We start from the raw sequence: 23,147 nt of genomic DNA on the forward strand, positions 1-23,147 counted from the left end.
ATCAGGTGACGCAGTGACGAGCCGGCCCCGAGCGTTCAACGACACTCGGGGCCGAGTCGTCGCTAGAGTTTGGGAATGCGGCCTGCGGGACGAGCTGGGTTTGCAGGAGTCGACGAGATGGGTTGTGGAGACACAGGTATGGACGGGCAATCTACGGAACTGGCCGAGCTGCTCGATCGCACTGCGAAGGTGGCGACATCGGCGGGACGATCCGATCTGGTCGATCGAGTCGAGGCAGCGAAGTCGCGTGTGCTCGACCCTCGCCGTCGCATCATCGTGGTCGGACCCCTCAAGCAGGGCAAGAGCCAGTTCGTGAATTCGCTGCTGAATCTGACGGTGTGCTCGGTGGGCGACGACGAGACCACCGCGATTCCGACGGTGGTGTCCAACGCGGACAGCTTCTCCGCGCAGCTCGTGCTCGCGAATCCCGGTGACGAACCGATTCGCGTCGACGTACCGCTCGAGGAGATCACCACGGTCACACCGGCGAGTCCCCGCACCCAGGGCCGGGAGGTGCTGCGGCTGGACATCGCGGTACCGAGCCCGCTGCTCGCCGACGGCCTGGTGCTGGTCGACACCCCGGGAGTCGGCGGCCACGGAAATCCGCATGCGGCAGGGACATTGGGTCTGATTCCGTCGGCCGATGCCGTGCTCGTCGTGTCCGATGCCTCCCGTGAATTCACCGAGCCGGAGTTGGCGTTCCTGCGGCAGGTGCAGGGCCTGTGCCCGGCTGTGGCGGTGCTGATCACCAAGATCGATCTGTATCCCCACTGGCGACAGATCGTCGAGGCCAACCGTGGACATCTGGACCGTGCAGGCATCACCGTGCAGATGCTGCCGGTGTCGTCGTTGTTGCGTTCGCACGCAGTGCGTTTGAACGACGAGGAACTCAATGCCGAATCCGGCTTCCAGCAGCTGTACGCGTTTCTGCGCGACGACGTGGTGGCACGAGCCGACGTGCTGGCTCGCGCATCGGTATCCCTCGACGTCCGCTCGGTGACCGAGCACCTGACACTGTCGTTCGGCAGTGAGCTTGCGGCGCTGAAGGATCCGGAGCGCGCGGCCGCCGCGGTCGCCGGGCTCCAGCGTGCCAAGTCCGCCGCCGAGGAACTGCACAAGAGGTCCTCGCAGTGGCAACAGACGCTCGGTGACGGAATCGCAGATCTCGCGTCGGACATCGATCACGACCTGCGCGACCGACTGCGGCGCGTCACCCGGGAGGCCGAGGAAACCGTCGACGAGGGAGATCCGGGGAAGGACTGGCCGCAACTGGGCGAATGGCTCGAAGAGCAGATCGCCGCGTCGGTGGGCGATAATTTCGTATGGGCACACGAGCGCGCGCTGTGGTTGTCGGAGTTGGTGGCCGAGCATTTCGCGTCGTCCGGGGCGGCGGCCCTCCCCGATCTCGATTTGGGCGACCTCGACAATGTGCTCGAGCCCGTGACGTCCCTGGCCGATCTGGAGTCGGGTCGGGTGGGTATCACGCAGAAAGTGCTCGTGGGAATGCGCGGATCCTACGGCGGCGTACTGATGTTCGGTCTGATCACCACGTTCGTCGGGCTGAGTCTGCTCAACCCCATCTCGATCGGCGCGGGTGTTCTGCTGGGTACCAAGGCCTACAAGGAGGACAAGAAAAACCGGGTCAAGGCGCGTCGTTCCGAGGCCAAGATGGCGATCCGCCGTTTCACCGACGACGTCAGCTTCCAGGTGGGCAAGGAGTCGAAGGATCGGCTGCGACAGATCCAGCGGGTGCTGCGCGATCACTTCACCTCGATCGCCGAGCAGACATTGCGTTCGCTCAACGAGTCGCTGCGCTCGGCGCAGGAGGCCGCTGCCGCCGACAACACCGACCGCACCGCCCGGATCGCGCAGCTGGAGAACGACATGCGGTTGGTCTCGGAATTGAACTCTCGCGCAACGCGTCTGGTGAAGGACGTCGCGGTATGAGCGTGACGGCACTGGCCCGAGCGCGCGATCTGATCTCGGCAGCGCGGTCGACGTACGCCGGCGACGCCGAGGCGTCCTGGATGCTCGACGAATGTCTCTACCGTTTGGACGAGCCGCTCCGGGTCGCGCTCGCGGGATCGCTCAAGGCAGGCAAGTCCACTCTGCTCAATTCGCTTGTCGGGCAGGATATTGCGCCGACCGACGCCACCGAATGCACCAAGGTCGTCACGTGGTATCGCAACGGCGTCTCACCCAGTGTGACGGCCTGGTACGACGGCGATCGGGCGGCGAACGTTCCGGTGCAACGACGCGACGGGCGGCTGACGTTCGATCTCGGTGCGTTGACGGCGGCGCAGGTCGATCGCCTCGACGTCGAATGGCCGGCAAGTACTTTGGCGCAGACGACGATCATCGACACACCCGGCACCTCGTCGCTCTCTCGCGATGTCTCGGCGCGCACGTTGGCGATGCTGACCCCCGAGAATTCGTCGTCGGGGGCCGACGCGGTGGTCTACCTGCTGCGCACCCTCAATGCCACGGACGTCTCGTTTCTCGGGCAGATCGGGGCACACGTCGGAGGTGATTCCGGGCCACTGGGGGTAATCGGGGTGGTCTCCCGGGCGGACGAGGTCGGCTCGGGCCGCATGGACGCGATGATGTCGGCCAAGGAGGTCGCGGCCCGGTTCGCGTCCGAGCTCGAAGCCACCGGACTGTGCCAGGCCGTCGTCCCGGTGGCAGGGCTGTTGGCGTTGGGAGCAGAGACGTTGCGGCAGAGCGAGTTCGCCGCATTCCAGATGCTCGCGACGGTACCGACCGAGGATCTGCAGCTGGCGATGCTTTCGGCCGATCGGTTCGTGCGGGCGGAGAGCACTCTGCCCGTCGATGCCGCCCTGCGCGCCAGCATTGTCGACCGCTTCGGCTTGTTCGGGATTCGGATGGCCGTGACGCTGATTCGGCTCGGTGTGCGTGATTCGCCGACACTGGCGGCCGACCTGGTCGAGCGCAGTGGACTGTCCGAACTTCGCTCGGTCATCGACGTGCAATTCGGCCAGCGTGCGGATCAGCTGAAGCTGCACTCGGCTCTGGTTGCGCTACAACGAATTCTGGAGTTCCGGCCGGAGTCGCATGCGCTGCGTACCGAAGCCGGCAGGATGCTCGCCGACGTGCACGGGTTTGCCGAACTACGGTTGCTCGGCCGATTGCGTTCGGTCACAACGACATTGCCCGACGGAGGACTGCTCGATCTGCAGCGCATCATCGGCGGCTTCGGTATCGCCGCCACCGAGCGTCTCGATCTGCCGCCCGATGCGGGGCACACTCAGCAGCGCGACACGGCACTGGCTGCGGTGCGCAAGTGGCGATCCCTCTCGGAGCATCCGCTTCTGGACCGGTTCACGTCGAATTCGTGTGCCCTCGCCGCACGTAGTGCCGAAGGGATTCTCGCCTCACTGACGTGAGGGGCGTCGAGGTAGCAGCGCGACGACCGTGGCGGCTGCGGCAGCGCCTGCCACGACGAACGGACCCCATTGCAGCACGCCGCCGAGCAGGGCCGAGGCGTCGGAGACGAAGGTCGAGAACGTGACGGCCGCCCCGATGGTCAGAATTCCTACCGCGCCCATCAATATTTTGGACGACGTGGCTGCGCCGCGGAGCAGGTTCAACGAGACGAACCCGAGTAGTACCAGCACGGCGGCGGCAGCACCGCTCGAGATGAGGGTGGCCGACGCCGTGTTCCGGACGTCTGCGGCGCTTGCCGTCGAATCCTGCTGAGCCACGGCGGTTTCGACGCCCGAAAGAACGACGTTCCAGTTCAGCGCGATGACGGCGGCCAGCGCCAGGATCAATGCGGCGGTCACCGCCCACAGTCCGGTCGCGATCTTCGGCAGACGGGAGTCTGCGGTGGATTCCTGTCGTGGCCGAAGAGGTTCGACGGACAGCTCCGGCCGCGGTGGTTGCGGGCGGGCAGGCCGAGGCCGGCCTGCTGTCGGATCGTTCGGTTCTACGGCCACGGTGCAGGAGTCTATCCGTCAGCGGTGCTGCGTCGTCTCTCTCACCGCAGCACCACCGCGACGCCCTCGTACGGACCGAGGTTCATCGGGAAACTGTGCAGTTCGTCGACCGTCGCGATCTCGTTGTCGTCGAACACATCGATGGCGCAGGTGCCGGGCACCAGGTGCTTGGACTGAATGGTTGCGCTGATCTCGTCGGACGAGAAGTTCAGCACCGTGGCCTGGATGATGCCCTGGCCGAGCTCGTGCACCATCACCAGCAGGCTCTTGTGCGAGACCGTCGGAATGTCGATCTGCTGCGCCGTGGCAATTCCGTACTTGTTGCGCAGCTCGATGATTCGAGCCAGCTGCCGAGCGAACGACTGGGGGTCGGCCAACTGCTCCGGTAGCGAACCGTACAGGCTGCGTCCACGGGGAATGCCCGACTCCGAGCGCACGGCGTCGGGGAAATACCCCATCAGGTCGTGTGCGCCGCGGTTGAGCCAGCGAGTGTCGCCCTCTTTGATGAGATCCTCGACCTCGTCGGCGGCGATCGGAAGGATGCCCAGCAAGTCCCAGCCGGACAGTGCGAACACGCCGGGCTGGAGTGCGTTGTACATGGCGAGCAGCAGGTGCGCACGTTTGACGGTCTCGATGTCCTGCTCGTCCATCCGATCGAGATCGCGGATGCCGAGCGACGCGGTGATCACACTGGCTGTGGTGCAGGCGATTCCGTTGGTGGTGAACGTTCGGTTGTACGGTGCCCAGCGGCCGGTGAGTCGATCGGTGAGCTCGCCGCGAATGCGATCGCCCAGATCGCAGCCCTTGACCGACTCGCCGCCGTAGGCGAACTCGTCTTCTGCGTGCAGTGTCGCGAAGTGGATGAGTTCGAACGTCATCTCGTCGTGGTTCTGCAGCGCGTGCACCAGCGACGCGGTATCCACACCGTGATCGCGAGCCAAAGTCATGGTGAGCCTGAGGAATTCGGTGTTCCCCATGACCAACGCATGCTGGTAGGCCGGGCGGTTGATGAAGTCGTACGACAGATCGGCACCGTTGGTGCCCATCGCCTTGATGTCGTCGATCGTCAGGTTCAACTCCTGGAAGGTGAACCCACCCATCTTGCGCACCACACTGGCGATCAGGTGATTCGCGGCCTCCGAGAGTGGGTGTCCCTCGGACCAACCCGGACCCTCCGCACGACGTTCGACGCCGAGGAAACCGTTGGCGTCCAAGCGCAACGCGCCGGCACCGAGATCGGCGATGGAATGGCAGGCGTCGCCGATGACGAGGCGCATTCCCGCGAACGATGGGTCGAGCCAGTTGATGGACGGCTGACCGGCCTTGAAGTAGTGCAGGTACACCCAACGCCGCTCGACGCCGTCGATACCGACGACGGGAGGTGTTGCGCTCCAGTTGGTTTCCTTGACGCCGAGCTCGTAGAAGATCACTCGCTGCAGCTGGCCGATGATGTAGCCGGCACGAGCGAGATTGGCCTCGGCCTCGGCGTCGATGTTCTGCGAGTCGGCACCGGCGCGCACACGCGGCAGCAGGTGCCAGTCCTGCGGCTCGATCTCGACCATGTGGTAAATGCCGGGGTAATCGGCGACGGCCATCTCGGCCAGCCGGAAATCCGCACCCTTACCGGTGTGGCCGGGAACGATGTCGTCGATGACGATGCCGTCGTACGCGGCGGCCACGACGCACAGGCGTCGGAACTCTTCTTCCGAGCCGAAGGCGGGGTCTATCTGCATACCAATGCGGTCGAAGTGGCCGTCGACGGACGGGGTGGGACGCCACCCGTGGATGCCGCCCGCCACCTTCACCGGTCCGGTGTGCACGGCGGTGACGCCGATTTCGGAGAACGCCTGCCACAACTTCTCGTCACCGAGGGTGCTCAGGAAGCTGGTCTGCGGAGCGTTGATCACCGAGATGGGGTAGGCGGTGAACCAGACGGGTGCTCGCTCGACGGCAGCACGCGGGTCGGGATCGGCATACGGGTTCTGCCACATGCTGCCCTTGCCCGACAGCTGTTCGGCAATGAGCTTGGCATCTCGCAGCATCGACTGTTCGGTGAGCCAGTCCACGTACTCGGGATTGGACGCGACCGGCTCGCTGTCCGGTGTGGGACCACTACTTCGGTTCGCACGGCGCACGGACGGACGAAGCGGTTTCGGCCGAGCCGGGTAGAACTTCTCGTCGTAGGTGATCTCGCTCGGTTCGTGCTGCACTTCGGGATCCATGTGCCTCCGTAGCCTCGCTTTTCCTCAACCCTACGTAGGGCGCGGCCGATCCGCAGGGTTGTGGTTCCCCTCTTCTTCGGCCAGCGAAACCTAGCGTGTGGGCGCGCCGGGCCCGGCCGGTCGATCGGTGAGAGTCGGCCGAATCACACGAATGTCATTCGGCCCGACCGGTTTTGTTCGATATGCGAACGTCATCGAATCGAGACCGCCTGGTGTGGAATGTCTGAATCGGATAGGCCATAGTGAGGAAGTACCAACTGTCCCTTCAGTCACATCAGACTCACGGGTCACATCCCCTCAGTCACAGGAGTTGTCCATGCGACGTCTTGCCCGCACATCGATCCTGGCCTCGACGGCCGCCCTGGCCGCCGGCATCGGTGCGGTCGTCCTCGTACCCATGGCCTCGGCCGAGCCCGAGACCGAGCCCGCGATGCCACTCGGCTCCGCAGTTCTCGAAAGCCCCGACCTGGTCGTCTCGATCGCCACTGTCTGCGACACCGCAGTCGAGAAGGCCCCCGAGGGCGGCGTCGTCGCACTGCAGGTCAAGGTCGAGAACAAGGGTGCCGACGACGCGTCGAACGTCAACGTCAACTACGGCGCGCTGCCGGGTCTGCAGGGTCAGAACACCGAGAAGACCATCAAGGCGGGCGAGGCAATGACCTACACCGTGCCGTCGGCCGATCGCGAATGGGTCGCTCGCCCCGCCGGCGCAGCTGCCTTCGCCAGCGCACTCGACGCCGACTTCATGAACAACATCACCGGTGGACTACTCAGCTACAGCTGCATCCCCGCACCCGCCGAGGATCCTGCCGAGTAATTCTCGTTCCGTACTTTCTCTCCCGCTGCGCCGCGACGATCCACCGGATCGTCGCGGCGTACTGCTGTGGAGGGGCTTCGCCCCATGTGAGTGGAACTTCGGTACCTGCTACGAGTTTCCACTCACATGCGGCGCAGCCGCTCCCCGGGAACAAATTCGCCACACCCTCCGTTGTGCAGGTCAGCAGCCTTGAGTGGATGAGGCTCAAGTTGGAAGTTGACGCGACAGATCGCGTTATGCAAACTTGAGTGGAGTTCGCTCACCCAGGGACTGAATCCACGCAATAACAGGAGGAAACATTATGGCTCGTGCGGTCGGTATCGACCTCGGGACCACCAACTCGGTCGTGTCCGTCCTCGAGGGCGGCGAACCGGTTGTCGTCGCCAACTCCGAGGGATCACGCACCACCCCGTCGATCGTCGCTTTCGCCAAGAACGGTGAAGTGCTGGTCGGCCAGCCCGCGAAGAACCAGGCGGTCACCAACGTCGACCGCACGATTCGTTCCGTGAAGCGCCACGTCGGCACGGACTGGACCGTGGAGATCGACGGTAAGAAGTACACCCCTCAGGAAATCTCCGCGCGCACGCTGCAGAAGCTCAAGCGCGACGCCGAGGCCTACCTGGGTGAAGAAATCACCGACGCGGTCATCACCGTTCCCGCGTACTTCGAGGACGCACAGCGTCAGGCCACGAAAGAAGCCGGCCAGATCGCCGGCCTCAACGTCCTGCGCATCGTCAACGAGCCCACCGCGGCTGCTCTCGCATACGGCCTGGACAAGGGCGACAGCGAGCAGACCATTCTCGTGTTCGACCTCGGTGGCGGCACGTTCGACGTCTCGCTGCTGGAAATCGGCGACGGCGTCGTCGAGGTCCGTGCGACGTCCGGTGACAACCACCTCGGTGGCGACGACTGGGACGAGCGCATCGTGACCTGGCTCGTCGACAAGTTCAAGGCTCAGAACGGCATCGATCTGACCAAGGACAAGATGGCGCTGCAGCGTCTGCGTGAGGCCGCCGAGAAGGCGAAGATCGAACTGTCCTCCGGGCAGAGCACCTCGATCAACCTCCCGTACATCACGGTCGACGCGGACAAGAACCCGCTCTTCCTCGACGAGCAGCTCAGCCGCTCGGAGTTCCAGAAGATCACCTCCGATCTGCTCGACCGCACCCGTGCGCCGTTCCAGGCAGTGGTCAAGGACTCCGGCATCGCCGTCAAGGACATCGACCACGTCGTGCTCGTCGGTGGTTCGACGCGTATGCCCGCAGTCTCCGAGCTGGTCAAGGAACTCTCCGGTGGACGCGAGCCCAACAAGGGCGTCAACCCGGACGAGGTCGTGGCCGTCGGTGCTGCACTGCAGGCCGGTGTCCTCAAGGGTGAGGTCAAGGACGTTCTGCTCCTCGACGTCACGCCGCTGTCCCTCGGTATCGAAACCAAGGGTGGCGTCATGACCAAGCTCATCGAGCGCAACACCACCATCCCGACGAAGCGTTCCGAGACCTTCACCACCGCTGACGACAATCAGCCCTCGGTGCAGATCCAGGTCTTCCAGGGTGAGCGCGAGATCGCCTCGCACAACAAGCTCCTCGGCTCCTTCGAGCTGACCGAGCTGCCCCCGGCTCCTCGCGGCGTCCCGCAGATCGAGGTCACCTTCGACATCGACGCCAACGGCATCGTGCACGTCACGGCCAAGGACAAGGGCACCGGCAAGGAAAACACGATCAAGATCCAGGACGGCTCCGGCTTGTCCAAGGAAGAGATCGACCGCATGGTCGCCGACGCGGAAGCTCACGCAGACGAGGACAAGGCTCGTCGCGAAGAGGCCGAGGTCCGCAACCAGGCCGAGTCCCTCGTCCACCAGACGGAGAAGTTCGTCAAGGACAACGAGGACAAGGTCGACGCCGAGCTCAAGGGCCGCGTCGAAACCGCCATCGCCGACGCCAAGACGGCTCTCGCGGGCAGCGACATCTCGGCAGTCAAGACCGCCGTGGAGAAGCTGTCGAGCGAGTCGCAGGCTCTCGGCACCGCCATCTACGAGGCTCAGGCCAAGGAGCAGGGTGGCGCAGAGGGTGGCGCGCAGGCAGCTGACGACGGTGTAGTCGACGCAGAGGTTGTCGACGAGCCCGCCGACGACACGGACAAGAAGTGACGTCCGACAACACCGAGCAGGAACCGGTCACTTTCGTGGACAAGCGAAAGATCGATCCCGAGACCGGTGAAGTACGGGAAGGTGACGCAGTTCCCGAGCCCCTCGCGGGCACCGGAACTGCGCCCCAGCCCGGCTCGGTTGACGCAGGGAACGGCGATGCAGAGATCGACGCCGAGGTAGTGGAAGACCCGCGTGACACGAAGGTTGCAGAACTCACCGCAGATCTGCAGCGCGTGTCGGCGGAGTACGCCAATTACCGTCGTCGCACGGATCGCGAGAAGCAGTCGGGAGCGGAGAACGCGAAGGCGTCCGTCGTGTCCCAGTTGCTCCCCGTCCTCGACGATCTGGAGCGAGCTCGCCAGCACGGCGATCTCGAAACCGGACCGCTCAAGTCCGTGGCGGACAAGTTGGCGGGGGTGTTCTCGAACATCGGTTTGAGCACCTTCGGGGCCGAGGGCGACGCCTTCGACCCGGCCATCCACGAGGCCGTCTCCCATGAGGGCGATGGCAGCAATCCGGTCGTCGGCACGCTGATGCGTCCGGGCTACAAGCTCGGCGAGCGCGTGCTGCGTACCGCGATGGTCGGTGTGGTCGACAGTGCTTCCGAGGGCACAGCAACAGAAGAATCGGACGCACCCGCGTCCGACGAGCAGTAAAAAGAAATAGCGCGAGAGGAGGAAACGCCCGGTGAGCCAGCGGGAGTGGATCGAGAAGGACTTCTACAAGGAGCTGGGCGTTTCCTCCAGCGCTACTGCAGAAGAGATCAAGAAGGCGTACCGAAAGTTGGCGCGGGACAACCATCCCGACGCCAATCCCGGTAACGCCGCGGCCGAGAACAAGTTCAAAGCGGTCAGCGAGGCGCACGCCGTTCTCGCCGACCCGGCCAAACGCAAGGAATACGACGAGGCCAGGCGGCTGTTCGCGTCCGGCGGCTTCGGTAGCCGCGCCGGCGGTGGGTTCTCACCCGGTGCCGGTGGATTCGGCGGCGGTGGTCAGAGCTTCGACGTCGGCGACATCTTCGGTCAGGCCGGCGGCGACGGCGGCATCGGCGACCTCTTCGGTGGACTGTTCAATCGCGGCGCTGCGCAGCAGCGCCCGCAGAGCAACCGTCCCCGACGCGGCAGCGACGTCGAGACCGAGACCTCGCTGCAGTTCCGTGAGGCAGCGCTGGGCGTGACGGTTCCGTTGCGGTTGACCAGTCCGTCCTCGTGCACCACGTGCCACGGCAGCGGTGCCAAGCCGGGAACCAGCCCGCGGGTCTGCCCCAAGTGCAACGGCCAGGGTGTCGTCAACCGAAACCAAGGCGCGTTCGGCTTCAGTGAGCCGTGTGACGACTGCCGCGGTACCGGATCCATCATCGACGACCCGTGCGTCGATTGCCGCGGCACCGGAGTGCAGAACCGCACCCGCACCATCACCGTGCGCGTACCGGCCGGCATCAGCGACGGCCAGAAAGTACGACTCGCAGGCCAAGGCGAAGCCGGCCTCCGCGGAGCACCGTCGGGCGACCTGTTCGTCACCGTTCGGGTCAAGCCCGACAAGGTCTTCGGCCGCACCGGCGACGACCTCACGGTAACCGTGCCGGTCAGCTACGGCGAACTGGTCCTCGGCACCACACTGTCGGTGCCCACCCTCGAAGGACGCGTCGGCGTGAAAGTGCCACCGGGAACCGTCGACGGGCGAGTGCTGCGGGTGCGCGGACGCGGTATCCCGAAGAAATCCGGCACCGGCGATCTGATGGTGACCGTCAAAGTTGCCGTGCCGCAGAAACTCGACGATGCTGCTACCGACGCTCTGAAGAACTATCTGGAAGCCGAGAAGGCCAGCGGATTCGACCCGCGGGCCGGGTGGGCAGGTGTGTGATGTCGGTCCCTCCCGAGGGCGGTTCCGCGAAAGCCGGTGGAGTGCAAGGTGATCCCGACGCGCAGATCTTCGTGATCTCCGTCGCGGCTCAGCTGGCCGGTATGCATGCGCAGACCTTGCGTACCTACGACAGGCTCGGGCTGGTCACCCCGCACCGCACGACCGGCGGCGGGCGACGCTACTCCCCGCGTGACGTCGCACTGCTTCGTGAAGTGCAGCGACTCTCGCAGGACGAGGGCGTCAACCTCGCCGGCATCAAGCGCATCATCGAGCTCACCAATCAGGTCGAGGCCCTGCAGGCCCGGGTCTCGGAACTGGCGCAGGAGGTAGCGAACGTGCACGCGAGCTATCGCCGGGACCTGGTGCCGATCCAACGCAACGCCCTGGTGGTCTGGAAGCCGAAACACCAGCGTTAGGTTCGCCGCCTTCCCCCCGGCAAACGCGCGCGCATTTGTCAGGTGCGCGCAGATTTGCCGCGATTCGGTCACTATTCCGCGCGCGTTCAGCAAACGCGCGCGCGTTTGCGGCACCGGCAGTGGCGAACCCCGCGCGTTTGCGAGACACCCGGCATCGACCCCTATCCTGGTCCGCATGCAGGCGTGGAATTCGACAGTCGTTCAGTACCATCGCCTTCGGAACGACCTCGCGGTCATCAGGCTCGAGGGCGACGCGATTCCATTCAGGGCCGGGCAGTCGGTGTCCGTGACAGTTCCTCAGAACGCTGCTCTGACGCGTCGATATTCGCCCGCCCTGCCGCCGTCGCTGGACGGCAAGCTCGAGTTCCACGTGCGCGCGGTACCCGCGGGGTGGGTGAGCGGATCGATCGTCAACGAGACGCGGCCCGGTCATGTCTGGCAGATCAGCGATCCGCGGGGCGGTCTGCACGTCGACGACTCGGGTCGCGACGTCGTCATGATCGCAGGCGGAACCGGCCTCGCCCCGTTGCGCGCAATTCTGCTCGATCTCACGCGCTGGGAGCGGCCGCCGAACGTGACGCTGTTCTTCGGCGGCAAGTCGCCGCGCGATCTCTATGCAAGCGACATGCTGTGGTTGATGGCGTCCGAGTTGCCGTGGCTCACGGTTGTTCCCGTCGTCGATCAACTGCACGAGCCGTGGGCCTCGGACCGCTGGAACGATCGTATTCACGACGAAATAGGTTCCAGCACATCCTTCTTCGAGCCGGAGCACTGCTGGGAGGGTGCCATCGCCGACGTCGTCGCGGTGCAGGGCCCGTTTCCCGACAGTCAGATCCTGGTGTGTGGTTCACCCGGCATGGAGGCCGCCACCGTGCGCGCCCTGGTCGAGATCGGAACCCCGCTTGCAGACATCCGCCGCTGAAGCCGAAGCCGAAGCACCGTCCCACCACATCAGGGCAGTCCCAATATCCGACGCAGATGCGCCAGGTCCTCCGGCGGTAGTGCCGTGAATTCCGGCGGCGGGGCGTCGGCGATCGTGCGGGCTTTCTCGGCGAGGCGGCGTCCGGCGTCGGTGAGTCCGATGATGCGTCGTCGACGATCGTCGGGGTCCTCGGTGCGCACCACCAGGTCTCGCTGTTCGAGTTCGCGCACGTTCAGCGACACGTAGGGCACGTCGGAGGCGAGCAGGTCGGCGAGTTCGGTGACCGTCCGATCGCCGCCCAACAGCTTGATCAGCAGTTTCGCCCGCAGGAAGCTCATTCCGGTGGCCTCCGCGACGGCCCGTCGAGTGTCGTGTACCTCGAGCATCAGCGCTCGCATCTCGCGCCAGATCTGCGCTGCGTCGCTGCTCATACGAGCACCGGCTGATCGATACGCTCGGCGGTCGATCGGGCCCACCGGCCGGTGGTGACGATGGCGAGGACGGTGACGACCACCCCGGCACCGGCGATGACGAACCAGGCGGGCACGGCGGCGGCGGTGAAGCCGTCGGAGATCTCTCCGACGATGCTCGCGGTGACGATCGAGCCCATGACGGCGACGCCGAGCGACTGACCCACCTGCCTGCTGGTCGACGCGATGGCCGATGCCACGCCGGCTTGGCTGCGCGGCATCCCGGACACAGCGGTGTTGGTGATCGGGGCGTTGACCATGCCGAAGGAGATTCCGAAGATCACATACGCCGTCGCGAGCCAGGCAAAGGACGTCGTGGGCGTCGTTCTGGTGAGCATCAGCGCCGAGATCACGAAGCCGAGGCCGGCCACGAGCAGGGGGATGCGAGCCCCGAGGGTGCCGACGATGCGTCCCGATATCGGCGCGAAGATCAGCGTCATCAGTGCCATCGGCAGAGTGTAGAGACCCGCGTGCAGAGGTGAGTAGCCGCGAACGTCCTGCAGGTACAGCGTGTTGAGGAACAGGAACCCGCCGAGGGACGCGAACGCACACACGGCGATTACCGTAGCGCCACTGAACGGCGCACTGCGGAAGAACTTCAGCTGGATCAGCGGTTCCTCGATTCGCGATTCGACCACCAGCAGCCCGACGAGAGAGCCGATCGCGACGGCACCCGTGAACACGATCAGCGGTGATCCCCAACCCTTCGCGGGACCTTCGATGATGGTGAAGACCAGGGACGCGAGGAACGCGAAGATGAGGAACTGACCTACCGGATCGAACTTCCGCGCGTGCTCGGCCTTGGATTCCGGGACGAACTTCAGTGTCATCGCCAAAGCGAAGATCCCGACGGGGACGTTGATCCAGAAGATGGACTGCCAGCCGGCGCTGGTGACGAGCACGCCGCCGAGTGCCGGTCCCGCAGACATCGAGATTCCGACGACGGCACCCCACATGCCGATCGCGCCGGCGCGCTCTTTGGGGTCGGTGAAGGTGTTGGTGATGATCGACATCGCGACGGGATTCATCATCGAGCCGCCGATGGCCTGCAGCATCCGGAAGGCGATGAGCCAGCCCAGCGACGGTGCGACGCTGCACAGCAGCGAGCCGAGCACGAACGTTCCGGTGCCGATCAGGAAGAAGCGTTTGCGGCCGTACTTGTCGGCCATCGAGCCGCCGAGCATCAGCAGAGATGCCACGACCAGCGTGTATGCATCGATGATCCATTGCAGACCCGATACCGATGCATTCAGATCTGCGCGCATCGACGGCAGCGCTACGTTGACGATCGTGTTGTCGGTGCTGACGAGAAACAGGCTCAGGCAGCAGATCCCGAGCACGAGATATCGGTGTCGTCGAGTCAGCTCGGTCACGTGCACCTCCGCATATTTGCTTGTACATCTACAACTATTACATGAGTACTCCTAACTTGTTCGCCGAGCAAGTGGCGTCGGGCCGGTCGGTGCCCGATAGGGTGTGTGTCACAGACTTGCTCGACCCCCGATACCTGCTCGGTGAATGGAGAACAACAGTGGCTTCCGAGATCGCACCAGGCGACCTGGTTCAGGCGTCCGGGCACGCAGGCCCGTGGAAGGTGCTCGAGATTCGTCAGGGGTTGGCGTTGCTCGAGCATCACGACGGGCATCGGCTGTCGGTCCGTACGACGACGGTCGAGGTGGTGCGCAAGGCGTCGCCGCGCGAGGGCTCGGCTCCGCTGGAAGAGGCGGAGTCCGAGAGCCCCTCGCTGTTCGACGAGAGCTGACCTAGCGCCGCCCACCGTCGGCTGCGTATTTCTGCCGTAGCGACTTGGTCATCTGCTTGTATTCCCTCAACTTCTCGCTGCGCGCCCGCGCATCGTGGCGCGACGTTGTCCAGGCGTTCTCCCGCAACAGCTTTCGGTAGTTACCCAGCCGGCGTTCGGTGAGTTCGCCTGCCTCGACGGCAGCGAGAACGGCGCAACCGGGCTCGTGTGCGTGCGCGCAGTCGCCGAAACGGCACAGTGCGGCCAGCTCGTCGATATCCGAAAAGGCGTTCGCTACTGCGTCTTCCGATCCTTGTACGCCCACCGATCTCAATCCGGGAGTATCGAGCAGGGTCAGTCCCAGCCGTGGTACCGGAATCAATTCCCGACGCACCGTCGTGTGTCTGCCCTTGGCGTCCGCCTCGCGAGTGGTGCCGGTGGCGAACGCGGTGCTCCCGATCAGAGCGTTGCCGAGAGTCGATTTACCCGATCCCGACGGCCCGATCAGCGCAACCGTGCCGTGCAGATGCGCTGTCAGCGAGTCGATTCCGTCGGCCGACACCGCACTGGTGCTACAGACGGTGACACCCGGCGCGGCGGCCAGTACCGACTCTTCGGTGACGCGTCCGCTGTCGGTCTTGGTGATCGCGACGACGGGCACACCGCCGCTGCCCCACGCCAGCGTGAGGTAGCGCTCGACGCGACCGAGATCGAGGGCCGTGTCCGACGCGACGGTGACCACGACGGTGTCGACGTTGGCACCGAGAACCTGTGCGGCCGAGATCGATCCGGCACTGGCTCGAACTATGGCAGTCCGGCGGGGCAAGATGTCGATCAGCCGGAACGATTCCGCGTCCAGTGCCACCCAATCCCCGGTGCAGAGGCCGCCAGGAGTGGAGCCTGCGGAACGACCGCTGACACTGCCGGTGCCGCGCGCGATTCCGTGCTCGGTGACGGCGTCGAATTCACCGCGGTCGACGCGAACCACGCGAGCGAGAACTGCGCTGTGAGAATGCTGTTCGAACTCGTCACGCCAGTGTTGGTCGAGTCCGTATTCGAGTAGAGAAGACATGCGAGAAGTCCTTCGTGGAGGAGGTGTGAGGGCTCGGGTGTGTTCTCGTCCAGGTGGCCACGATGCCCACCTCCTCACTTCTCGAATGCACAAAACCGTCGACGGCAAACTAACAGCCGTCGACGGTGGGGGTAAAGCGATTTATCGACCGAGGTTGGTGCCCTCGGCCGGTTGCGCCAGAGCGGTCAGGAACGAGCGGGCCCAGCGGTCGACGTCATGGGCGAGAACCTGCCGACGCATGGCTCGCATGTGACGCTTACCTGCCTCGGGTTCCTGTTCGAGCGCTCCGGTGATGGCGTCCTTCACGCTGTCCAGATCGTGGGGGTTGCACAGGTACGCCTGGCGCAATTCCGCAGCAGCACCGGTGAATTCGCTGAGAACCAGTGCACCACCGAGATCGCTGCGGCAGGCCACGTACTCCTTGGCGACGAGGTTCATGCCGTCGCGTAGGGGAGTGACCAGCATGACGTCGGCAGCGACGAAGTAGGCGAGCAGGTCCTCACGGGGAATGGGACGATGCAGGTAGTGCACCACCGGGTGGCCCACCTGGCCGTACTCACCGTTGATGCGTCCCACCTGCTGTTCGATCTCACCGCGCATGGCGACATAGCTCTCGACGCGTTCACGGCTGGGCGTCGCCAATTGCACGATGACGTTCTCGGCCGGATCGACTCGGCCTTCTTCGAGCAACTCTCGAAATGCGTTGAGCCGAACGTCGATTCCCTTGGTGTAATCCAGTCGATCGACGCCGAGCATGATCCGTTTCGGATTACCGAGGTCTTTGCGCAGCTGCTTGGCGCGGTCTCGGACGGCCTTCGTGCGCGACTTGGTGTCGAGGTCACCGGAGTCGATGGAGATCGGGAACGCTCCGACGCGTACGGTCCGGAACCCCACCTGCACGACGCCGAGCTTGGACCGCACACCGACGGTTCCGCGTGAGGTGGTTCCCCCGGCGAGGCGTCGGGCAAGGTAGAGGAAGTTCTGCGCGCCGCCGGACAGATGGAAACCGATCAGGTCGGCTCCGAGCAGTCCTTCGACGATCTCGGTGCGCCACGGCATCTGCATGAACAGCTCGATCGGCGGGAACGGGATGTGCAGAAAGAACCCGATGGTGAGATCGGGCCGCAGCATCCTGAGCATCTTCGGGACGAGCTGGAGTTGGTAGTCCTGAATCCACACCGTCGCGCCCTGCGCGGCTGCCTCGGACGTCTTCTCCGCGAAGCGGCGATTGACCTCGACGTACGCGTTCCACCAGTCGCGGTCGTACTCAGGCTTGACGATGACGTCGTGATACAGCGGCCACAGCGTGGCGTTGGAGAAGCCCTCGTAGTACTGGGTGTATTCCTTCTCGCTGATCGGCACCGGACGCAGATGCAGATCGTCCTCCACGAACGGCTCGACATCGACGTCGGATACCCCGACCCATCCCACCCAGGCACCCTTGTTGGCGCGCAGGATGGGCTCGAGCGCGGTGACCAGCCCGCCGGGGCTGCGCTTCCATCGCGTGCTTCCGTCGGGAAGTGTCTCCAGGTCGACGGGCAACCTGTTGGCTACGACGACGAAATCCGAACCCTGCGAGGCGTCAGCCACAACTGTCCAATCCGCTTGTTGATCCCTGGGTATTCAGCCCTGCGAAACCTGTCAGTCGGTCTTCGCTACGGGGTCTATACCCAGCATCGACAACAACATGCGGCACTCGTCGGCATCGGTCGCGTAGGCGGCGACGACGCGCTGGGCCTGGCTGGCGGTCTCGTACTCGAGTGGGACGATGTCTTCGTCGGCGATGTCGTTGTCGGTCGATGTCTTGGCAGGCATGGTGTTCTCCGTACTCTCTGCTGGACTTACTCGGTGTTCGCTGGTGCCAACTCTATGTAAACAGGACACCCCATTGCCACTTCCCGATGCCATAGGCTGCAGCAAATGACCGATTCTGTCTCGCTTCACCATGCTCGAAACGTGGTGGAGGCACCATCCCCGGCCACCGGGGGCGCGATTCTGCGCCGCACCGTACGACGTCGTCGCACCCGCTTGATCGTCTCGTCCCTGCTGTTCGGGGTGCATCAACTGTGCGAAACGATGGTTCCGGTCGCGATCGGTCTGATCGTGTCGCGGGCGATCGACACCGGCGACGTGACGGCGATGATCGTCTCGTTGGTCGGTCTTGCGGCTCTGTTCGTCACACTGTCCTACGCCTGGCGCATCGGTGCCCGCATCATCGTCGTCGCCATCGAGCGAGAGGCCCACGATGTGCGGGTGGAGGTCGCCGGCCGCGTTCTCGACCCACGCGGACTGCGCACCGATCTGTCGGCCGGGGAATTGCTGACGGTTTCGACGTCCGATGCCGAGAAGGAATCGTGGATTCTCGATCTGATCGCCCGGGTCTTCGCGTCGGCCGTGGCGGTGGTGGCGTCGGCGGTGGCATTGCTGATCATCGACATTCCCCTCGGCCTGGCCGTTGTGATCGGTACTCCGGTGATTCTGATTGCGCTCCAGCGCCTCGCCCCGTTGCTCACCCGCGCGGCCACCGCACAGCAGGCCGAGATCGCCGGGGTATCGGGAATGGCCACCGATCTGGTCAGTGGAGTGCGTCCGCTGCGCGGAATCGGAGCAGAGGACGCCGCGACCCAGCGGTTCGTGACGTCGAGCCGAACGGCACTGGCAGCCACGCTGAGGATGGCCCGCGCCAACAACGTCTATCAGGGTCTGGCGGCGGCGGTCAACGCGTTGCTCGCTGTCGGAATCGCCGGTACCGCAGGCTGGTTCGCATTGCAGGGTCGCATCTCGGTCGGCGAGCTGATCACCGTCATCGGGCTCTCGCAATTCGTCATCGAACCGCTGACCGGGTTGTCCAAGGTCCCTGGCGTGGTGGCGATGGTGCGTGGCTCGGCCGACCGGCTCGCACTCGTACTCGGTGCCGACCACGTTCTGCCGCAATCGGATTCCGCTGTGCCCTCGGGTACCGATCTCACCGTCGACGAGGTCGGGTTCCGTTCGCTCGACGGCCTCACCTTCTCGGCCGCACCCGGCGAGATGCTCGGAATCGTCGCCTACCGGCCGCAGGACGGGGAGGCACTCGCCCAGGTGCTCTCCGGTCAGATCTCCGAGTCCGACTACACCGGAACGGTACGGATCGGCGGCGTCGCAACAGGGAACATCGATCTCCGACGCGCCCGCGAGACCGTGCTCGTCGAGCCGCACATCACCGACCTGTTCGCCGGTACCGTCCGCAGCAACGTCACCGCAGGTCGCGCGCAGCCCGACGCCGAACTCGACCGCGTGCTCGAGGCCTCCGCGGCCACCGACGTCGTCGAACTGCACGAAGCCGGACTCGACCACGCCGTCACCGACCGCGGTGCCAGCCTCTCCGGCGGCCAACGTCAACGGGTCGCGTTGGCGCGGGCCCTGTCGGTCGACGCCCCGGTGCTGGTGCTGCACGACCCCACCACTGCGGTCGACGCCGTCACCGAGCACACGATCGCGCGCGGCATCGCCGAGCTGCGACACACCGGAAGCGCGGCGCAGACCACGATCCTGATCACCACCAGCCCTGCGCTGCTGTCGGTGACGCATCGCGTACTCGTCGTCGACGACGGCCGCGTCGTCGACGAGGGAACCCACCACGATCTCGCGTCCTCGGACGCGCAGTACAAGGAGACGGTGCTGCGATGACCGCCCCCGAGCTTCTTCCCATCGCCACCGGTGCCAGGTCGGGCCGCTGGCTGTTGGAACAGCTGCGCCTACGCAAGCTCCGCACCGCGGTGACGCTGCTGCTCGGCGCAGTGGCCGCGGCGATGTCGCTGGTGCCGGTCTATGTGCTCGGTGTCCTGGTCGACCGCGTCCGCGCCGGGGCCGACTCGTCGACCATCGTCGGGGTCGTCGTCGTGATCGCGGTGGCAGCGGTCATCGGCGGTGTCGTCACCGGTTTCAGCGGCTACCTGATCAGTACCCTCGGCGAGGGCATCCTGGCGTCCCTGCGTGAGGCCGTCGTCCGACGCGCCCTCCGTCTGCCGGTGGCCACGTTGGAGCGAGTGGGCAAGGGAGACTTGCTCTCTCGCGTCGGCGACGACGTCGCAGTGATGGCCAAGTCGATCGGCGAAGTGATTCCCCAGCTCGTCGGAGCATTCCTGCTCGTGTGCTTGAGCATGATCACGATGCTCGGAATCGACTGGCGTCTGGGGCTTGCCGGTCTGGTGGCATTGCCGATGTATGTGCTCGCGCTGCGCTGGTATCTGCCCCGATCGGCTCCGCTGTACGCGGCCGAACGAGTCGCTATGGGCGAGCGGGCGCAGTCCTTCGTCAGCAGCATGCAGGGCGCAAAGACGGTGCGCGCCTACGGTCTCGAAGCCGAGCACCTCGGTGAGGTGGATAGAGCGTCGGCGAAAGCCCGCGACATCGGCGTCGACGTCTTCCGGTTGTTCACGCGTTTCGGCTCACGCAGCAACCGTGCCGAATGTGTCGGCCTGTCGGTGATCCTGCTGGCCGGATTCCTGCTCGTACGAGGCGATTACGTCACCGTCGGCGAGACGACGGCCGCAGCACTGCTGTTCCATCGCCTGTTCAATCCGATCGGCACCCTGCTCTTCACGTTCGACGACATCCAGTCTGCCGGTGCGTCGTTGGCTCGATTGGTCGGCGTCGTCGACATCCCCGACGAGCGGCCGGTGGGCGACGGTTCCGTGCCTGCCGACGCCACCCTCGATGTCGTCGATCTGCGCCACTCCTACGACGGGGGTCACGAAGTGCTGCACGGGGTCGACCTGCGCGTCGACGCAGGCGAGACGGTGGCGCTCGTGGGATCCACCGGTGCCGGGAAGTCGACGATCGCGGCCATCGCGGCCGGGTCCATGGCGTCGACGTCGGGCACGGTCCGTGTCGGTGGTGCATCCCTGGATGCGTTGGGGCATCAGGGATTACGACGACATGTCGCGATCGTCAGCCAGGAAGTGCACGTCTTCGCGGGCCCCTTGATCGACGACGTGTTGCTCGCGGCACCGGACGCCGGCCGCGACGACGTCGAAGCCGCACTGCGGACCGTCGGCGCCTGGGGGTGGGTCGAGGCGCTCGAGAACGGCCTCGACACCGCCGTCGGCGAGGGTGGTCACCAGTTGACGGCGGCGCAGTCGCAGCAATTGGCTCTGGCGCGGCTCGTTCTCGCCGACCCGGCTGTCGCGGTGTTGGACGAGGCCACCGCCGAGGCCGGTAGCTTCGGTGCCCGTGAGCTCGAACTGGCTGCGGAGGCGGCGACGAGAGGTCGTAGCACGTTGATCGTGGCACATCGCCTCACCCAGGCCGCTGCCGCCGACCGCGTCGTGGTGCTCGAGCACGGGAAAATCGTGGAGCAAGGTCCGCACGACGAGTTGGTCGCTGCCGGTGGGCGTTACGCACAGCTGTGGGAGGCGTGGCGGGGACGCTGATAGTTGTAGCAATTTGCCTATAGCTATTAGTTTTGGCTACGGTGTCCTCGGAAGATGGAGGAGGCCGACATGGCACGCGCAGGATTGACCTCGCAGCGCATCGTGGCAGCAGGAGCGGATCTGGCCGACGAGGTCGGCTTCGATCGCGTGACGGCCAGTGAGATCGCCAGGCGCTTCGACGTGAAAGTAGCGAGTCTGTATTCGCACCTGAAGAACGCGCATCAGCTCAATGTCGGTATCGCGCTGCTGGCGTTGGAAGAATTGGCCGACCGGGTAGCAGAAGCGTTGGCAGGCAGGGCAGGCAAGGACGCGTTGGTGGCAGTGGCCGACGCGTACCTGGTCTATTCGCGCGAACATCCCGGCCGGTATGCGGCCACTCAATTTCCTCTCGACCACGAGACGGCGATCAACAGTGCCGGGGTGCGGCACTCGGCAATGATGAAGGCGATCCTTCGTGGGTATCACCTGAGCGAGGTGGATCAGGTACATGCTGTTCGATTGTTGGGCAGCGTCTTTCACGGTTTCGCCAGCCTCGAAGCGGCCGGCTCGTTCGCTCACAGTGCACCCGACTCACAAGAGTCGTGGGCCCGAATCCTCGACGGAATCGACACACTCCTACGGCAGTGGAGGCAGGAACAATGAAGCCGATCTCCGAACGCGACATCAGATCGTCGTTCGTCAATTCGTCCAAGGGTGACGCCACTCGGCTTTCCCTCCCCGATATGTTCGACGAAGTGCCGTGGGAGGATCTCGATTTTCTCGGCTGGGGCGACCCGAAGCTGGCGGGACGAAGCTACATCGTCGTACCGCAGGAAGATCGACTTCGGGGAATTGCGTTGCGACACAAGGCAGGTGGCCCACGCACCGCACAGATGTGCAGCATCTGTCTCACCACCCATGCCAACGGCGGTGTGTCGCTGATGGCCGCTGCGAAGGCAGGGGAGTCCGGCCGACGCGGCAACACCGTGGGTACCTACATCTGCTCGGACCTCGCATGTTCTCTGTACGCACGCAAGAAGAAAACACCGGCCCTGGGTCGACAGTTCAAGGAAGACTTCGACGTCGACACCCGCACGGCGACGGTCAGAGGCAATATCGACGCATTCCTCGCTCGCATCGTCAGCTGATCGTCGCTGCGCTCCGGTCGTGCGCGTTTTGCGCCCCCAGAGGTACGCACAACGCGCACGACCTAGCTCTTTTGGCTGGACCGCTGCGGGCGCAATGCTGTGAAAAGCCAGGCCGCTGCCGCGACGGTTGCCAGTCCCCAGCCCGCGATGCCGGCCCATGGCAGATCCAGTCGCGGGATTGCGAGAACGCCAACTGTTATCAGTGTCGCGAACAGCGCCGCGAGTGTGCGGTGGGATTCGAATGGTCGAGTCGAATTGGCTCCCGTTCGTGGTGTGCGCATCTATTCGCCTCGTCGATGTGTTTGGTGAGCCTACAGTAAACCGGGAGGTCGGTCTTCGTCCAGGCGCCCCGGTTGATACCCATGGAGTGTGGCGCAACGGGCGTAGCGCGTCCGAGGATTGGTGATTTGCCTAGCACGGGCCACCGACAGGTTCCGGTTCGCGAATCCTTGTGCACAGCAATAGTTTTCGATTACACTATCATTGTGTATAGAACATATGTTCGATACACTTCTTCTCATGACCACGCAGATCTGGCAACTGAGCGAAGCAGAACTGCTCGCCGACGCTGCCGCGGTCTCTCATGACATCCAATTACTCGAAGCACGCCGCATCGCCCTCGTCGCTGACATCGACACCCGCGTGAGCCGGGAGAAGCTCGGCTTCCCCGGACCCGCAGGGTGGCTGACCTCCACCACCCTCCTCACCCCGAGCAAAGCGAACAAGATCGTGGCCCTCGCTCGCGGGTTGAAGAACTTCCCCGACATCGCCGACGCCGTGAGCACCGGCGTCATGTCCGTCGACCACGCCGCCCTGATTCTCACCTTCGCCGAATCGCCCCCGAAGAACCTCCCGCAAGAGGGTCGCGATATCGCCCGCTCCGCGATGATCGCCGCCGCCACCGGGCCCGGGGCACGCACCGACAGCATCCGCGAAGCGATCACCAAACTCGAGGACACCTACGGCGGCAACAAGCCACCA

General features: G+C 64.9%; 21 protein-coding genes. 14 read left to right on the forward strand and 7 right to left on the reverse strand.

Annotation, left to right across the window (positions count from 1 at the left end):
- The first annotated feature begins 138 nt into the window (after window positions 1-138).
- Window positions 139-1,947, forward strand: coding sequence for a dynamin family protein (locus tag QM588_RS04405; RefSeq protein WP_283311724.1), 1,809 nt, complete (start codon window positions 139-141; stop codon window positions 1,945-1,947).
- A complete protein-coding gene (locus tag QM588_RS04410; protein WP_283311725.1) occupies window positions 1,944-3,404 on the forward strand; it encodes a dynamin family protein in 1,461 nt (486 codons plus the stop codon). Before QM588_RS04405 ends, QM588_RS04410 begins: the two co-directional genes overlap by 4 nt.
- On the opposite strand, the gene QM588_RS04415 is transcribed toward QM588_RS04410, so the two are convergent.
- Both QM588_RS04415 and treS read right to left on the reverse strand, forming a co-directional pair.
- The gene (locus QM588_RS04415) at window positions 3,393-3,956 is read right to left on the reverse strand and encodes a hypothetical protein (protein ID WP_283311726.1); all 564 of its coding nucleotides are present in this window, start codon (window positions 3,954-3,956) and stop codon (window positions 3,393-3,395) included. The genes QM588_RS04410 and QM588_RS04415 overlap by 12 nt on opposite strands.
- A 41-nt stretch (window positions 3,957-3,997) precedes the next feature.
- Complete coding sequence (gene treS / locus QM588_RS04420) at window positions 3,998-6,178, reverse strand: maltose alpha-D-glucosyltransferase (protein ID WP_283311727.1); 2,181 nt, start codon at window positions 6,176-6,178, stop codon at window positions 3,998-4,000.
- A 316-nt stretch (window positions 6,179-6,494) separates the two neighbouring features.
- On the opposite strand from treS, the gene QM588_RS04425 reads away from it, so the two are divergent.
- The 6 genes from QM588_RS04425 to QM588_RS04450 all read left to right on the forward strand — a co-directional run bounded on the left by QM588_RS04425 (window position 6,495) and on the right by QM588_RS04450 (window position 12,342).
- Window positions 6,495-6,995, forward strand: a complete 501-nt coding sequence (locus QM588_RS04425; RefSeq protein ID WP_283311729.1) for a Pro-kumamolisin, activation domain family protein — start codon at window positions 6,495-6,497, stop codon at window positions 6,993-6,995.
- Window positions 6,996-7,296: 301 nt separating this feature from the next.
- Window positions 7,297-9,141, forward strand: a complete 1,845-nt coding sequence (gene dnaK / locus QM588_RS04430; protein WP_283311730.1) for a molecular chaperone DnaK — start codon at window positions 7,297-7,299, stop codon at window positions 9,139-9,141.
- A complete protein-coding gene (gene grpE, locus QM588_RS04435; RefSeq protein WP_283311731.1) occupies window positions 9,138-9,797 on the forward strand; it encodes a nucleotide exchange factor GrpE in 660 nt (219 codons plus the stop codon). Before dnaK ends, grpE begins: the two co-directional genes overlap by 4 nt.
- A 31-nt stretch (window positions 9,798-9,828) precedes the next feature.
- Window positions 9,829-11,004, forward strand: a complete 1,176-nt coding sequence (dnaJ, locus tag QM588_RS04440; RefSeq protein WP_283311732.1) for a molecular chaperone DnaJ — start codon at window positions 9,829-9,831, stop codon at window positions 11,002-11,004.
- A complete protein-coding gene (locus QM588_RS04445; protein WP_283311733.1) occupies window positions 11,004-11,420 on the forward strand; it encodes a heat shock protein transcriptional repressor HspR in 417 nt (138 codons plus the stop codon). The genes dnaJ and QM588_RS04445 overlap by 1 nt, the downstream gene beginning before the upstream one ends.
- Window positions 11,421-11,595: 175 nt before the next feature.
- Window positions 11,596-12,342 (forward strand): FAD-binding oxidoreductase, encoded by a 747-nt coding sequence (locus QM588_RS04450; protein ID WP_283311735.1) that lies wholly within the window; start codon window positions 11,596-11,598, stop codon window positions 12,340-12,342.
- Between the two features lie 29 nt (window positions 12,343-12,371).
- On the opposite strand, the gene QM588_RS04455 is transcribed toward QM588_RS04450, so the two are convergent.
- Window positions 12,372-12,773: a MarR family winged helix-turn-helix transcriptional regulator gene (locus QM588_RS04455; RefSeq protein WP_283311737.1), complete on the reverse strand. Its 402-nt coding sequence runs from the start codon at window positions 12,771-12,773 to the stop codon at window positions 12,372-12,374.
- Complete coding sequence (locus QM588_RS04460; RefSeq protein WP_283311739.1) at window positions 12,770-14,185, reverse strand: MFS transporter; 1,416 nt, start codon at window positions 14,183-14,185, stop codon at window positions 12,770-12,772. Before QM588_RS04460 ends, QM588_RS04455 begins: the two co-directional genes overlap by 4 nt.
- Window positions 14,186-14,343: 158 nt before the next feature.
- On the opposite strand from QM588_RS04460, the gene QM588_RS04465 reads away from it, so the two are divergent.
- Window positions 14,344-14,574, forward strand: coding sequence for a hypothetical protein (locus tag QM588_RS04465; protein ID WP_027495662.1), 231 nt, complete (start codon window positions 14,344-14,346; stop codon window positions 14,572-14,574).
- A 1-nt stretch (window position 14,575) separates the two neighbouring features.
- Here QM588_RS04465 and rsgA read toward each other — a convergent pair whose 3' ends face one another.
- The 3 genes from rsgA to QM588_RS04480 all read right to left on the reverse strand — a co-directional run bounded on the left by rsgA (window position 14,576) and on the right by QM588_RS04480 (window position 17,440).
- Window positions 14,576-15,625, reverse strand: coding sequence for a ribosome small subunit-dependent GTPase A (rsgA, locus tag QM588_RS04470; RefSeq protein WP_283311742.1), 1,050 nt, complete (start codon window positions 15,623-15,625; stop codon window positions 14,576-14,578).
- Window positions 15,626-15,766: 141 nt separating this feature from the next.
- The gene (locus QM588_RS04475) at window positions 15,767-17,215 is read right to left on the reverse strand and encodes an alpha,alpha-trehalose-phosphate synthase (UDP-forming) (protein WP_135043124.1); all 1,449 of its coding nucleotides are present in this window, start codon (window positions 17,213-17,215) and stop codon (window positions 15,767-15,769) included.
- 51 nt (window positions 17,216-17,266) lie between these two features.
- Window positions 17,267-17,440: a hypothetical protein gene (locus QM588_RS04480; RefSeq protein WP_008710019.1), complete on the reverse strand. Its 174-nt coding sequence runs from the start codon at window positions 17,438-17,440 to the stop codon at window positions 17,267-17,269.
- A gap of 105 nt (window positions 17,441-17,545) precedes the next feature.
- Here QM588_RS04480 and QM588_RS04485 point away from each other — a divergent pair, with 105 nt between their 5' ends.
- From QM588_RS04485 to QM588_RS04505, 5 genes are all read left to right on the forward strand, one after another.
- Complete coding sequence (locus tag QM588_RS04485) at window positions 17,546-19,294, forward strand: ABC transporter ATP-binding protein (RefSeq protein ID WP_283311743.1); 1,749 nt, start codon at window positions 17,546-17,548, stop codon at window positions 19,292-19,294.
- Window positions 19,291-21,039, forward strand: coding sequence for an ABC transporter ATP-binding protein (locus QM588_RS04490; protein ID WP_283311744.1), 1,749 nt, complete (start codon window positions 19,291-19,293; stop codon window positions 21,037-21,039). Before QM588_RS04485 ends, QM588_RS04490 begins: the two co-directional genes overlap by 4 nt.
- Before the next feature lie 69 nt (window positions 21,040-21,108).
- The gene (locus tag QM588_RS04495) at window positions 21,109-21,681 is read left to right on the forward strand and encodes a TetR/AcrR family transcriptional regulator (protein ID WP_283311745.1); all 573 of its coding nucleotides are present in this window, start codon (window positions 21,109-21,111) and stop codon (window positions 21,679-21,681) included.
- On the forward strand, window positions 21,678-22,166 hold the full coding sequence (locus QM588_RS04500) for an FBP domain-containing protein (RefSeq protein WP_283311746.1): 489 nt from the start codon (window positions 21,678-21,680) through the stop codon (window positions 22,164-22,166). The genes QM588_RS04495 and QM588_RS04500 overlap by 4 nt, the downstream gene beginning before the upstream one ends.
- A 519-nt stretch (window positions 22,167-22,685) precedes the next feature.
- A partial coding sequence (locus QM588_RS04505) for a DUF222 domain-containing protein (protein ID WP_283311747.1) occupies window positions 22,686-23,147 on the forward strand: 462 nt, incomplete at its 3' end.

The organism is Rhodococcus sp. IEGM 1354, from assembly GCF_030056855.1.
Classification (GTDB): Bacteria; Actinomycetota; Actinomycetes; order Mycobacteriales; family Mycobacteriaceae; genus Rhodococcoides.

Coding starts and splice junctions, on each gene's coding strand:
- QM588_RS04405 (WP_283311724.1), top strand. CDS start 139: ATGGACGGGCAATCTACGGAACTGGCCGAGCTGCTCGATCGCACTGCG.
- QM588_RS04410 (WP_283311725.1), top strand. CDS start 1,944: ATGAGCGTGACGGCACTGGCCCGAGCGCGCGATCTGATCTCGGCAGCG.
- treS (WP_283311727.1), bottom strand. CDS start 6,178: ATGGATCCCGAAGTGCAGCACGAACCGAGCGAGATCACCTACGACGAG.
- QM588_RS04425 (WP_283311729.1), top strand. CDS start 6,495: ATGCGACGTCTTGCCCGCACATCGATCCTGGCCTCGACGGCCGCCCTG.
- dnaK (WP_283311730.1), top strand. CDS start 7,297: ATGGCTCGTGCGGTCGGTATCGACCTCGGGACCACCAACTCGGTCGTG.
- QM588_RS04445 (WP_283311733.1), top strand. CDS start 11,004: ATGTCGGTCCCTCCCGAGGGCGGTTCCGCGAAAGCCGGTGGAGTGCAA.
- QM588_RS04450 (WP_283311735.1), top strand. CDS start 11,596: ATGCAGGCGTGGAATTCGACAGTCGTTCAGTACCATCGCCTTCGGAAC.
- QM588_RS04455 (WP_283311737.1), bottom strand. CDS start 12,773: ATGAGCAGCGACGCAGCGCAGATCTGGCGCGAGATGCGAGCGCTGATG.
- rsgA (WP_283311742.1), bottom strand. CDS start 15,625: ATGTCTTCTCTACTCGAATACGGACTCGACCAACACTGGCGTGACGAG.
- QM588_RS04480 (WP_008710019.1), bottom strand. CDS start 17,440: ATGCCTGCCAAGACATCGACCGACAACGACATCGCCGACGAAGACATC.
- QM588_RS04485 (WP_283311743.1), top strand. CDS start 17,546: ATGACCGATTCTGTCTCGCTTCACCATGCTCGAAACGTGGTGGAGGCA.
- QM588_RS04490 (WP_283311744.1), top strand. CDS start 19,291: ATGACCGCCCCCGAGCTTCTTCCCATCGCCACCGGTGCCAGGTCGGGC.
- QM588_RS04495 (WP_283311745.1), top strand. CDS start 21,109: ATGGCACGCGCAGGATTGACCTCGCAGCGCATCGTGGCAGCAGGAGCG.
- QM588_RS04500 (WP_283311746.1), top strand. CDS start 21,678: ATGAAGCCGATCTCCGAACGCGACATCAGATCGTCGTTCGTCAATTCG.